General features: G+C 49.5%; 10 protein-coding genes. 9 read left to right on the forward strand and 1 reads right to left on the reverse strand.

The window, feature by feature from the left end; genetic code table 11:
- From lonB to ASG16_RS18650, 4 genes are all read left to right on the forward strand, one after another.
- Complete coding sequence (lonB, locus tag ASG16_RS18635) at positions 1 to 1,698, forward strand: ATP-dependent protease LonB (RefSeq protein WP_056497778.1); 1,698 nt, start codon at positions 1 to 3, stop codon at positions 1,696 to 1,698.
- A 248-nt stretch (positions 1,699 to 1,946) separates the two neighbouring features.
- Positions 1,947 to 4,286, forward strand: coding sequence for an endopeptidase La (gene lon, locus ASG16_RS18640; RefSeq protein ID WP_056497631.1), 2,340 nt, complete (start codon positions 1,947 to 1,949; stop codon positions 4,284 to 4,286).
- Positions 4,283 to 4,930, forward strand: coding sequence for a ribosome biogenesis GTP-binding protein YihA/YsxC (gene yihA, locus ASG16_RS18645; protein WP_056497630.1), 648 nt, complete (start codon positions 4,283 to 4,285; stop codon positions 4,928 to 4,930). The genes lon and yihA overlap by 4 nt, the downstream gene beginning before the upstream one ends.
- A 39-nt stretch (positions 4,931 to 4,969) precedes the next feature.
- Positions 4,970 to 6,322, forward strand: a complete 1,353-nt coding sequence (locus ASG16_RS18650; protein WP_056497629.1) for a protein O-GlcNAcase — start codon at positions 4,970 to 4,972, stop codon at positions 6,320 to 6,322.
- 48 nt (positions 6,323 to 6,370) lie between these two features.
- Here the strand turns inward: ASG16_RS18650 and ASG16_RS18655 are convergent, their stop codons facing one another.
- Positions 6,371 to 7,312 (reverse strand): DMT family transporter, encoded by a 942-nt coding sequence (locus ASG16_RS18655; protein ID WP_370444404.1) that lies wholly within the window; start codon positions 7,310 to 7,312, stop codon positions 6,371 to 6,373.
- 233 nt (positions 7,313 to 7,545) lie between these two features.
- Here ASG16_RS18655 and hemA point away from each other — a divergent pair, with 233 nt between their 5' ends.
- The 5 genes from hemA to hemB all read left to right on the forward strand — a co-directional run bounded on the left by hemA (position 7,546) and on the right by hemB (position 12,517).
- Positions 7,546 to 8,910 carry a glutamyl-tRNA reductase gene (gene hemA, locus ASG16_RS18660; protein ID WP_047072881.1) on the forward strand — a complete coding sequence of 455 codons (1,365 nt, stop codon included), beginning with the start codon at positions 7,546 to 7,548 and terminating at the stop codon, positions 8,908 to 8,910.
- A 67-nt stretch (positions 8,911 to 8,977) separates the two neighbouring features.
- Positions 8,978 to 9,796 (forward strand): cytochrome C assembly family protein, encoded by an 819-nt coding sequence (locus ASG16_RS18665; protein WP_048032076.1) that lies wholly within the window; start codon positions 8,978 to 8,980, stop codon positions 9,794 to 9,796.
- A gap of 24 nt (positions 9,797 to 9,820) precedes the next feature.
- Entirely contained in the window at positions 9,821 to 10,750 is a 930-nt protein-coding gene (gene hemC / locus ASG16_RS18670; RefSeq protein WP_056497627.1) for a hydroxymethylbilane synthase, read from the forward strand.
- A complete protein-coding gene (locus ASG16_RS18675; protein WP_056497625.1) occupies positions 10,747 to 11,559 on the forward strand; it encodes a uroporphyrinogen-III synthase in 813 nt (270 codons plus the stop codon). The genes hemC and ASG16_RS18675 overlap by 4 nt, the downstream gene beginning before the upstream one ends.
- Entirely contained in the window at positions 11,543 to 12,517 is a 975-nt protein-coding gene (gene hemB / locus ASG16_RS18680; protein WP_056497623.1) for a porphobilinogen synthase, read from the forward strand. Before ASG16_RS18675 ends, hemB begins: the two co-directional genes overlap by 17 nt.

Consider the following 12,517-nt stretch of genomic DNA (forward strand, 5'->3'; position numbering starts at 1 on the left):
ATGGACTATACGACATTGGTCATTGCTGTCATTGAAGTGGTTGTTGGTATCGTGATCGGCACCTACTTTTGGAACTTGCTGCGAGCGCAGAGAAACACGAAAACCTCAACCGAAAAGGAATCACGCAAGGATCTTGATTCCATTCGTAAGATGAGAATGGTTGCGTTGACAGAACCTCTGTCAGAGAGAACAAGACCAGCGACTTTGGAAGAAATTGTCGGACAGGAAGATGGGCTTCGTGCGTTGCGTGCCGCTTTGTGTGGTCCCAACCCACAGCATGTCATTATTTATGGACCACCTGGTGTAGGCAAGACCGCAGCGGCTAGGGTCGTGCTGGAAGAAGCGAAGAAAAATCAGCTATCTCCGTTTTCTTCTGATGCCAAGTTTATTGAAATCGATGCGACGATTGCTCGTTTTGATGAGCGCGGCATTGCTGACCCGTTAATCGGCTCTGTACATGATCCGATTTATCAAGGGGCAGGCTCGCTTGGGCAGGCGGGTATTCCGCAGCCAAAGCCAGGCGCTGTGACGAAAGCGCACGGTGGCATGCTTTTTCTTGATGAAATAGGGGAACTTCATCCTGTGCAGATGAATAAGTTACTGAAGGTTCTCGAAGACCGCAAAGTCATGCTAGAGAGTGCTTACTACAGTGAGGAAAATAACCAAATTCCTTCGCATATTCATGACGTTTTCAAATACGGTTTGCCCGCTGATTTCCGTCTGGTGGGAGCGACGACGAGGTTGCCAGAAGAACTGCCTGCTGCGCTTCGTTCCCGTTGCCTGGAAATCTTTTTCCGCCCGTTAAAGGCTGGAGAAATCGGGAGTATCGTGCGTACGGCTGTGCCTAAAATGAATATGAATATTGAAGACGGCGCTGTTTCCGTGATCGAGCGCTATGCGACCAATGGACGTGAAGCGATCAATACATTGCAAATCGCTGCGGGAATTGCCTTGACGGAAGATCGCCAAGACATCCATGCTGCCGATGTGGAATGGGTGATGCACAGCAGTCAAAAATCGCCACGCCCCGAAAAACAGGTGCATGATACGCCGCAAGTCGGATTGGTTAATGGTCTTGCTGTGTACGGTCCGAACATGGGTAGTGTGATGGAGCTGGAAGTGACTGCTTCCCCCGCAGTGATTCCTGGTCAAGGTCGAATGGCGATGACAGGAATGGCTGAGGAAGAGGAGATGGGCACCCGCAGCCGGACGATCCGCCGGAAGTCGATGGCAAAAGGATCGATCGAAAACGTTTTGACTGTCCTGAACAGAATGGGCGTCCGCCCTTATGATTATGATCTGCATATCAATTTTCCAGGAGGTATCCCTGTCGATGGGCCTTCTGCGGGTATTACCATTGCTACAGCAATCTACTCGGCGATTTTGAATCAGCCTGTCGATAATTTACTGGCTATGACTGGCGAAGTGAGTATTCATGGGAAGGTAAAGCCGGTTGGGGGTGTAGTCGCGAAGGTAGAGGCCGCCAAACAAGCGGGAGCGACCAGAGTCCTCATTCCACAGGAAAACTGGCAAAGCATTTTTGCTGACATGAAAGGGATCGAAATCATACCGGTGTCAACTGTCGCGGAGGTAATCGAGCTAGCCGTACCGAAAGCTGCCATGCAAGAAGAAGAAGCGACGGGATTTACTTTGCAAATCCCAGCAGAGGATCTCGCTTCCTCTCCGCTATCCCTGTAACAGTCGGGTATGCTCGCGGATTAGACATCGGATTGTGTTTGCGCTACAATGGAAAAAAGCTTCTGCTTGCAAAGAGCCTGAGGCCTTGCCCGGCCTGAAACGAGCTCCACAAAAAATGATTGCGTATGATCTTTTTTGTCTCGTTTTTTGGGGCCGGGCGGGCGTTTAAAAAACGGCTTTGAGGGCCGTTTTTGTCTGTTATAAGGCTCTTTGTAAGAGGGTAGATCAACAAGGAGAGGTGCATCCGCTTGGGCGAACGTTCCGGTAAACGAGAATTACCGCTTCTCCCGTTGCGAGGATTGCTTGTTTATCCGACAATGGTACTCCATTTGGACGTTGGACGGGAAAAGTCCATCCGCGCATTGGAGCAAGCCATGGTAGACGATAACAAGATTTTGCTTGCGACACAGGAAGAGGTCCATATAGAAGAGCCAGATGCTGAGCAAATCTACAGTATTGGTACTGTTGCGCGTGTGAAACAAATGCTGAAGCTGCCGAATGGGACAATCCGTGTATTGGTAGAAGGCTTGCAGCGCGCGAAGATCGAGGAGTATCTTCAACAGGAAGATTATTTCGTCGTGTCGATTACATATTTGCAAGATGAAAAGACAGAGCAAAATGAAGTGGAAGCTTTAATGCGTTCCTTGCTGGGCCACTTTGAGCAGTACATCAAGCTGTCCAAAAAGGTTTCTCCAGAGACGTTAACCTCTGTGCAGGACATTGAGGAACCGGGACGTTTGGCGGATGTGATTGCTTCGCATTTGCCGCTCAAGATGAAGGACAAACAAGAAATTTTGGAGACGACCAACATTAAAGAACGTCTCGAAATTCTTTTGACCATTTTGAACAACGAGCGCGAAGTACTTGAGCTGGAGCGCAAGATCGGCAACCGCGTGAAGAAACAGATGGAGCGCACGCAAAAGGAATACTACCTGCGTGAGCAAATGAAAGCTATCCAAAAAGAGCTGGGCGATAAGGACGGACGCCAAGGCGAAGTAGATGAGCTGCGTGCTCAGCTCGAAAAATCAGACGCTCCTGAGCGGATCAAAGCGAAGATCGAGAAGGAGCTCGAGCGTCTGGAAAAGATGCCGGCGACTTCTGCGGAAGGCTCGGTCATCCGTACGTATATCGATACCTTGTTTGCACTGCCTTGGACGAAGACGACAGAAGACAATCTGGATATTCTTCATGCACAGCAAGTTCTCGATGAAGATCATTACGGCTTGGATAAACCGAAGGAACGTGTCTTGGAGTATTTGGCTGTACAAAAGCTGGTAAACTCCATGCGTGGACCGATCCTTTGTCTGGTAGGCCCTCCGGGTGTCGGGAAAACATCTCTGGCCCGTTCCGTAGCGCGTGCAATCGGGCGTGAATTTGTTCGCATTTCCTTGGGTGGAGTACGCGACGAAGCAGAGATTCGTGGACACCGCCGCACGTATGTAGGTGCTCTCCCAGGACGAATTATCCAAGGAATGAAGCAAGCTGGTACGATTAACCCTGTCTTTTTGCTGGATGAGATCGACAAGCTCGCGTCTGATTTCCGTGGAGATCCTGCGTCTGCCCTGCTCGAAGTACTCGATCCAAACCAAAATGATAAATTCAGTGATCACTATATCGAAGAGACCTATGATTTGACGAACGTGATGTTTATTACGACCGCAAACAGTCTCGATACAATTCCGCGTCCGCTCTTGGACCGGATGGAGGTCATCTCGATTTCCAGCTATACCGAACTGGAAAAGCTGAACATTTTGCGTGATTACCTCTTGCCGAAGCAAATGCAGGATCACGGTCTGGGCAAAGATAAGCTGAAAATGAACGACGATGCGATGCTGAAGCTCGTTCGTCTGTACACGCGAGAAGCGGGTGTTCGCAACCTCAATCGCGAAGCGGCCAACGTCTGCCGCAAAGCTGCCAAGCTGATCGTGAGCGGTGAGAAGAAGCGTGTCATGGTTACGGTCAAGACGTTGGAGACACTGCTCGGCAAACCGCGCTATCGCTATGGACTGGCGGAGAAAAAAGATCAAGTTGGCTCTGTTACGGGTCTGGCTTGGACACAAGCAGGCGGAGATACGCTGAATGTAGAAGTCAGCATTTTGCCTGGAAAAGGAAAGCTCACCCTGACAGGAAAACTGGGTGACGTCATGAAGGAATCTGCGCAGGCTGCATTCAGCTATATTCGCTCCCGTGCAGAGCAGTGGGGAATTGATCCGTCCTTCCACGAGAAGAACGATATCCACATCCACTTTCCAGAAGGGGCGATTCCAAAAGACGGTCCGTCTGCTGGGATTACGATGGCAACCGCACTCGTATCCGCCCTCACGAAAATCCCTGTGAAAAAAGAAGTGGGGATGACCGGGGAGATTACGTTGCGAGGTCGGGTTCTACCCATTGGCGGGCTGAAAGAAAAATGTATGTCTGCTCACCGTGCAGGTTTAACCACGATCATTTTGCCAAAAGACAACGAGAAGGATATCGAGGATATCCCGGAGAGCGTACGCGGTGAACTGACATTCTATCCAGTTGATCATTTAGATGAAGTGCTGCGTCACGCGCTAACTAAACAGCCAGTAGGTGACAAAGCATGAAGGTAACATCATCAGAGTTTATTATCAGTGCGGTTGGACCAAAGCAGTATCCAACTGATGGTCTCCATGAGATCGCGCTGGTAGGACGCTCTAACGTAGGAAAATCATCACTGCTCAATAAAATGATGAACCGCAAAGGTCTTGCCCGGATTAGTTCTCGTCCGGGTAAAACCCAGACATTGAACTATTTCCGCGTCAATCAAATGCTCTACTTCGTTGACTTCCCGGGTTATGGGTATGCAAAGGTAGCGAAGACAATCAAGGAACAATGGGGAAAAATGATCGAGGGCTATTTGAAAAACCGGAAAGAGCTTCGATTCATTATTCAACTGGTCGATATTCGCCATGCTCCGAGTAAAGACGATATTGCGATGTACGATTGGTGTAAGCAAATCGGAATTCCTACCGTAGTTGTAGCGACGAAAGGTGATAAAATCGCTCGTGGGCGTTGGCTGCAGCATACGAAGATCATCCGTCAAAGCCTGAATTTGCGCGGGGATGATACGATTATTGTATTTTCCTCAGAGACAGGTCAAGGCAAGGATGAACTGTGGGCAGAAATCATGCGTCGTATCCGTGCTAGCGAGGAAATAGCCAAGGAGACGGCTACCAAGGCTGAGGAGACTGCTCCAGCCAATGAGTAATTCTTAGACCCAATTCGTCGTGGGGAAGGGAGCATCTGAGTGAGCGGGAGTGCTTGCTTTGCTGTACGTGGTGTGATCGAAGGCTTTTATGGAACACCTTGGACACATGAAGAGCGGCTGGATATGATCGACTTTTTGCACCGACATGATTACAATGCGTATTTCTATGCCCCAAAAGATGACGAGTATCTGCGGGAACGCTGGATGGAGCCGCTTCCTGCGAAAGCCAATCAACAGTTAGACGAGCTGATTCAGCGGGCACAAACTCGTAACATGCAGTTTATTTATTGCTTGGGTCCTGGACTCAGCATGGAATATACAAATCGTCAGCATTTGGAGCTGTTGGGCAGGAAGTATCGGGATTTGTACAATCGTGGTGTGCGTTACTTTGCGCTATTGTTCGATGATATTCCCATGCACCTGTTGCATGAGAAGGATATAGCCGAGTTTTCCCATTTGGCGGAAGCGCATGCCCATACGACGCTTTATGTGTGGGATTTGATACGTAGCTGGGGCGATCCAGTCAAGCTGGCTGTCTGTCCTACACAATACAACGGGATTGGAAAAGAAGCGTACATCATGTACCTCGGTCAGCATTTGCCGCAAGAAATCGATTTGTTTTGGACGGGACGATTCGTCTGCTCCCCCTACCTGACAGACGGCGATGCGATTCGCTTTCAAGAGTACACGGGTCATCAGCCATTTTATTGGGACAACTACCCGGTGAATGATTTGGCGATGGCGAACGAACTACATATCGGTCCATTGCGTCATCGTGACCCTGACTTATGGCAATACGCAGCAGGCTATGTGGCGAATGCGATGTCTAGACCAGAATGCTCGAAGATTCCTTTGATTACGACGGCAGCTTATTTGCGAGATCCGATCGGCTACGATCCTGAAACGGTATGGAAACAAGCTGTAGAGGAAGTAGCGGGACAAAAGGATGCAGATGCTTTCTTCACCTTTGCGGATAACGTGCAAAGCTCGTTTTTATGCGAGGTGGAATCGCCGCGATTGCTAGAAGCGATCCTGACCTTCCGCTTTCATTTTTTGCAGGGAGATCGGCAAAAAGCCATTGCGGACTTGACGGCTCTTTTTCAAAAGATGGAAGCGGCGGCTGACAAGCTGTTGGCAGGGATGACGAATCAGAAGCTTGCAGAAGAAACGAGGCCGTGGGTGGAGAAGTTTCATCTATGGACCAAGGTCGGTCTGTCGGCAGTCGCACTCATTGATCATGGGACAAGAGGGCGACTGCCACAAGCGGCGTATCATCTGCTCCGGCTCAAGCGGTGGCTCAAACGAACGGAGCGTTACCCGCAAGAAGTGTGCGGACCGGTTATGCAGCTTTTTGTGGATGCCGTAATGCTGGAGGTCAAGAAGAGTTCATAAAAAAAGTTCCTTTCCCGTAGGGGAGAAGGAACTTTTTTGCTTTTCGCATCAGGCAGATTCACGACCGTCATTTGGTTTTCTCTGACGGAAATTCCGCAACCATTCTTGAATCGGCAGCTCAGCCAGAATCATGCCGGCAAAAATCAGGAGACATCCGGTCAACTGTCTTCCACTCAATACTTCATGAATAAAGACGTAGGAGGTGAGTGCGGCAAATACGGGTTCCAAAGCGAAAATGAGAGCGACCCGCGTCGAGCTGGTTTGTTTTTGCAAGGCCGTCTGCGCGAGAAAGGCCAGTGCTGTGGCGAAAATAGAAGTGATGATCAAACCAAAGGCCACCTCGGGTATGAACAAGATCGCCGGATCAAAAGCACGACTCCAATCCTCAAAGAAAAAGGCGTACAGCCAGCTCATCACACCTACCGTACCTAATTGCGTAATAGCAAGGGGCAATGCTGCAAAATGAGGTGCGTATTTGCCGGTAGAGACGATTTGCATGGCGAAGCAGATTGCACCGACGAAGACCAGGGCATCACCGAGATTAAAGGAGAACGACTGGTTCTGCGTCAGCAAATACAAGCCGAACGCTGCTAGAATCACACCGACGATAGCGAAAGGTTTGACGCGCTCACGCAAAAGCAAAAACGAGAAGAGTGGAACCAATACGACGGACAAACCAGTGATAAAGCCAGCTTTGGAAGGCGTTGTATACAAAAGTCCTACGGTCTGCAAGGCGTATCCCAGACAGAGCCAAAAGCCGAGGATGATGCCGGCACGAAGCAGTGGCCCTCTCCATTCAGAGGTCTGCCTACGATGACGATTGCGGATGAAATAGATGATCAATAAAAATAACGCAGCAATGGTAAAGCGTACGGCGTTAAACGTATTGGGAGGCAGCGATGCGATTGCCTGCTGTACGATCAAAAACGTGGTTCCCCAGATAAAAGCGACGAGGAGCAGCGTTATGTCTGCCATCCAAGGTTTTCTCAAAGCTTCTTTCCTCTCCTTTCTGGTATTTTCACAATTTTTCTTCTGCTTTCATGTATAGCCGACATCATAAGGTATTCCTAGAAGGAACGCAAGCGGATTATCTGGGATATACCCAAAGTACACTCCGTTAATAAATTTTTCACAATTACTCCTATCCGATTCGGGACATAATGATATAATAATAGTGCATTTTACATATGCCGCTAACAGGTTTGTTATTCTGGGAGGACATTATGGATATTCTTTTGCTGGGTTTAAACTACAAAACAGCCCCTGTCGAAATTCGCGAAAAGTTTACATTCAGCGACGATGGGACAGCACGCGCTCTTCATCTTCTCTCCCAGACGAAGAGTATCGCAGAATGTATCATCCTGGGAACGTGCAATCGGACGGAAATTTACGTTGTTTGCGACCAGGCGAATATTGGCCGAGACTATACTCGCCGCTTTTTGGCAGAATGGTTCGGCGTGGAGAAAGAACAATTTAAGGATCATCTCTATATAAAAGAGAACGAACAGGCAATCGAGCACTTGTTCCGAGTCTCTTCCGGTCTTGATTCGATGGTAATGGGAGAAACACAAATCCTCGGACAAGTCCGGGATGCGTTCCTGTTGGCGCAGGAGCGTCAAACGACAGGGACTGTCTTTAACACCTTGTTCAAGCAAGCGATTACGTTCGCCAAGCGTGCGCATACAGAGACAGCGATTGGACAAAACGCGGTTTCTGTCAGTTACGCTGCTGTTGAACTGGGGAAAAAAATCTTCGGTTCCTTCGCAGGGAAGTCTGTCCTGATCGTCGGAGCGGGCAAAATGAGCGAGCTGACAGCCAAGCACCTGCACGCAAATGGTTCGGAACGCGTTATGGTAGCGAATCGTACATTGGAGCGAGCACAGCTTTTGGCAGAAAAGTTCAAGGGTGACTCCTGTACGATGGAGCAGTTGCCAGAGGCACTGCTCACAGCAGACATCGTCATCAGCTCGACCGGAGCGACAGGTTATGTCCTCGGCAAAAAAGAACTGGCTCCAATCATGAAACAAAGGAAGCATCGTCCGTTGTTCATGGTGGATATCGCAGTTCCTCGCGACCTGAATCCTGATTTGCATGATCTTGATAACGTCTTTTTATATGATATTGACGATCTCGAGGGCATCGTTGCGAGTAACGTTGCGGAACGTTCTCGTGAAGCGGAACGTCTGGATGTCATGATTCAAGAAGAGATCGTGGCATTCACGACCTGGTATCAGACGCTTGGCGTGGCGCCACTCATCGCTGCACTGCGTGACAAGGCAAATACGATCCAAAGCGAAGCGATGCGAAAAATCGAAAACAAGCTGCCGAACCTGTCTGAGCGGGAAATGCACATCATCCGCAAGACAACCAAGGGTATTGTCAATCAACTGTTGCACGATCCGGTCGTGCGTTTAAAAGAAATGGCAGCTACCAAAGATGGGGAAGAAGTACTGGATATTTTCGAGAAAATGTTTGCGTTGGAGGAGATCCTGGAGCGAAAAGAACAGGAAGCAATCTGGGCTAACGATAAAAATAAACAGACATCTTCTTCTCGGGAGCAGGTATTGGCCTCCCGGTTCCCTGACTAAGCTGACCTGACAATCAATCTATCTGCTACTGTTAGAAACCGATTGGGAAAGTGGGGGGAGAGAGTGCATGGCCGAGGTGAGATGGATCTACGACTTGACGATCTTTCTCTACGCTGCAAGTGTTCTCTTCTATTTTAACGACTTCTTGCAAAGCAACCGGAAAGTCAATCGTCTGGCTTTCGGGTTGCTTGTTGTCGTTTGGGCCTTGCAAACCGCATTTTTTGTCTCGCAAGCAGTCATGAAGGGGTATTTTCCAGTCATTACGCTGTTTGAGACGCTCTTTTTTTATTCATGGGTGCTGGTAGGCTTGTCGCTTATCATTCACTATTTTTTTCGGATTGATTTGCTGGTTTTTTTTACTAATATTATCGGATTCGTCGTGCTCGTCATGTCGATGTTTTTGCCGGAAACGCCGATTGAGGCTGTATCGAGTATCTTGACCTCTGAGCTATTGCTGACACATGTGACACTGGCCATGTTTAGCTACGGGGCGTTCTCGCTCTCCATGATCTTCTCGGCCATGTACTTGCTTCAGCACAAAATGCTCAAGGAAAGACGCTGGTCGCCGCTGCTCAGGCGTTTGCCCAGCCTTGATCAACTGGAAGGCTACGCGTACCGAATGAACATGCTGGGTGTACCGATGCTCTTGCTCTCGATTGTATTAGGGATCATTTGGGGTAAAATGGTTTTGCCGGAGAAATTTCTGCTAGATTCAAAAGTAGTGCTCTCCATGTTGGTTCTTGCGATTTATTCGCTATGGCTGTACCAACGCTATCGGGATACGGTGCAGATGCGCAGACTCGCGCAGTGGAACGTCCTGGCGTTTTTGTTACTACTTATCAATTTTTTAGGCTTCACTACTTCTACATTTCACGACTGGTGGTAGGGGCTGCTCATCAAGGAGGCTGTCATGGGAAAATGGAAAGTGGGAACGCGTCGCAGCAAATTGGCGCTCACTCAAACGAATTGGGTCGTAGATCAACTGAAGGGGTTCGTACCTGAAGCTGATTTTGAATTGCATGAAATCGTGACAAAAGGCGATCGAATCCTCGATGTGACCTTGTCCAAAGTAGGCGGAAAAGGGCTGTTTGTCAAAGAAATCGAGCAATCCTTGTTCGATAAGGAAACCGATTTTGCGGTACACAGCTTGAAGGATATGCCGGCTGAATTGCCAGAGGGCTTGGTAATCGGCGCGATCCCAAAGCGTGTTGATCCTCGGGATGTTCTGCTTTCCAAGGATGGCAAGACGTTGGATGAACTGCCACAAGGAGCTTTGGTAGGGACTAGTAGCTTGCGCCGTTCTGCACAAATTCTCGCACATCGCCCTGACATTCAGATTGAATCTCTGCGTGGAAATATTGATACGCGCATGCGCAAGCTTGCGGAAGGTAATTTTGATGCGATCATCCTCGCTGCGGCTGGACTTGAGCGCGTGAATTTTGAAGGGGAAATCTCGCAGTTCCTGCCTGTTGAAATCAGCTTGCCAGCAGTTGGTCAAGGTGCGCTCGCCATCGAATGCCGTGCAGACGATGAGGAGACACTCGCTCTCTTGAAGCAATTTGATGACGCACCGACTCGTTTGGCGGTAACAGCAGAGCGCAGCTTCCTGCACAAACTCCAAGGCGGCTGTCAGGTGCCGATTGGCGCATATGCGACAGTTGGTGAGAACAATGAAATTACTTTGACAGGAATGGTTGGCTCCCCAGATGGGAAGCAAATGTTCAAAAACACGGCGACTGGCCAAGATCCGTTAGCGCTGGGCATTCAAGTGGCGGAAGCCCTCTTGGCACAGGGAGCGGGAGAGGTGCTTGCGCAAGTCTTGCGGGAGAATGAGCAATGATTGTCCACGGATCGCACAAGCCGCTGACTGGCAAGTGCATCATGGTCACGCGGGCGAGAAGTCAAGTTCGCGAGCTCGTTGAACATATCGAGCGGTTAGGTGGAGAAGCATACGCATTTCCTCTGTTAAAAATGATGCCGCCGACGGACACTGCCAAGCTCGACGAAGCCATCACCCAGTTGCCAACATACGACTGGGTAGTCTTCACGAGTGTGAATGGCGTACGCTTCTTCTTGGAGCGCATGCGCGAGGTCGGGGTAGGACTCGATGCGTTCACTGGTAAAATTGCTGCGGTCGGCCCGAAGACGGCTCAGGCGCTTGAGCATCACGGGCTCGAAGTAGCTGTCATCCCGTCTGATTACGTGGCGGAAGGCTTGCTATCGAGCTTGTATGATCAAATGCTTCCTGGTCAGCGCGTTCTGCTGCCTCGTGCAGATATTGCCCGCAAGGCACTGCCAAAGGAGTTGGCTCGCTTGGGACTTGCTGTGACTGAAGTAGACGTGTATCACACTGTCATTGATGCAGAGCAGGCACCAGACGCAGCGAAAAAACTCCAGCAAGGTCTCATCGATATCATCTTGTTTACCAGCTCTTCAACGGTGACGCATTTTATGGCAGCGATGGAGCCCTATACATCGCTAGACTGGCTCAAGCATGTTCAGATAGCCTGTATCGGACCAATAACGGCAGATACAGCAAAACAAAACGGGCTTTCTGTTCATGTGGTAGCGAGTGAGTACACCGTGGAAGGTTTACTAGCAGCTATCATAGAGAATCTGGGAGGGAATCGACATGGCACAAACATTTGACCGTCATCGCCGTCTTCGCAAAAGCGCGGCAATGCGCAATCTGGTGCGGGAGAACCACGTACGGGTGGAAGATTTGATTTATCCGTTGTTCGTAGTGGAAGGAACCGGTATTAAGAATGAGATTCCGTCCATGCCAGGCGTGTATCAGCTCTCCTTGGACACACTAGCCGAAGAGATGAAGGAAATCGTAGCTCTGGGAATTCAAGCTGTTTTGATGTTTGGGGTACCAACACATAAAGACGCATGTGGAACAGAGGCGTACAATGATGATGCGATTACCCAACAGGCGATGCGTCTGATCAAGGAAGCACATCCAGAAATGATCGTGATTGCAGATACGTGTCTGTGTGAATACACCGATCATGGTCACTGTGGTGTGATTCACGAAGGCGAAGTCGTGAATGACGAAACATTGAAGCTTTTGGGTCAGACCGCGGTTTCTCAAGCAAAAGCTGGAGCAGATATTATTGCACCTTCCAACATGATGGATGGTTTCGTGATTGCAATCCGTGAAGCTTTGGACGAGGCTGGCTTTGAGCACATTCCGATCATGTCCTATGCGGTGAAATACGCTTCTGCCTTCTACGGGCCGTTCCGCGATGCGGCAGGCTCGACTCCACAATTCGGCGATCGCAAAAGCTATCAAATGGACGCGGCCAATGCACGTGAAGGTCTGCGCGAGGCAGCTTCCGATGTAAAAGAAGGCGCGGACTTCTTGATCGTGAAGCCAGGTCTTGCTTTCATGGACATGGTTCTTCGTCTCCGTGAGAACTTCAACCTGCCGATCGTGGCTTACAATGTGAGTGCAGAGTATTCTATGGTAAAAGCGGCGGCTCTGAATGGCTGGATCGATGAAGAGCGTATCGTTATGGAAACGTTGGTTGGTTTCAAGCGCGCAGGTGCAGATTTGATCATTACGTACCATGCAAAAGATGTTGCAAAATGGCTGGCGAGGTGA

Origin of the sequence: Brevibacillus sp. Leaf182 (genome assembly GCF_001423865.2) — a bacterium.
Lineage (GTDB): Bacteria > Bacillota > Bacilli > Brevibacillales > Brevibacillaceae > Brevibacillus > Brevibacillus brevis_C.

What these genes read in the sequence shown, in the direction of transcription:
- yihA (WP_056497630.1), top strand. Translation starts at nt 4,283, where the DNA reads ATGAAGGTAACATCATCAGAGTTTATTATCAGTGCGGTTGGACCAAAG.
- ASG16_RS18665 (WP_048032076.1), top strand. Translation starts at nt 8,978, where the DNA reads ATGGCCGAGGTGAGATGGATCTACGACTTGACGATCTTTCTCTACGCT.
- hemA (WP_047072881.1), top strand. Translation starts at nt 7,546, where the DNA reads ATGGATATTCTTTTGCTGGGTTTAAACTACAAAACAGCCCCTGTCGAA.
- lonB (WP_056497778.1), top strand. Translation starts at nt 1, where the DNA reads ATGGACTATACGACATTGGTCATTGCTGTCATTGAAGTGGTTGTTGGT.
- hemB (WP_056497623.1), top strand. Translation starts at nt 11,543, where the DNA reads ATGGCACAAACATTTGACCGTCATCGCCGTCTTCGCAAAAGCGCGGCA.
- hemC (WP_056497627.1), top strand. Translation starts at nt 9,821, where the DNA reads ATGGGAAAATGGAAAGTGGGAACGCGTCGCAGCAAATTGGCGCTCACT.
- ASG16_RS18675 (WP_056497625.1), top strand. Translation starts at nt 10,747, where the DNA reads ATGATTGTCCACGGATCGCACAAGCCGCTGACTGGCAAGTGCATCATG.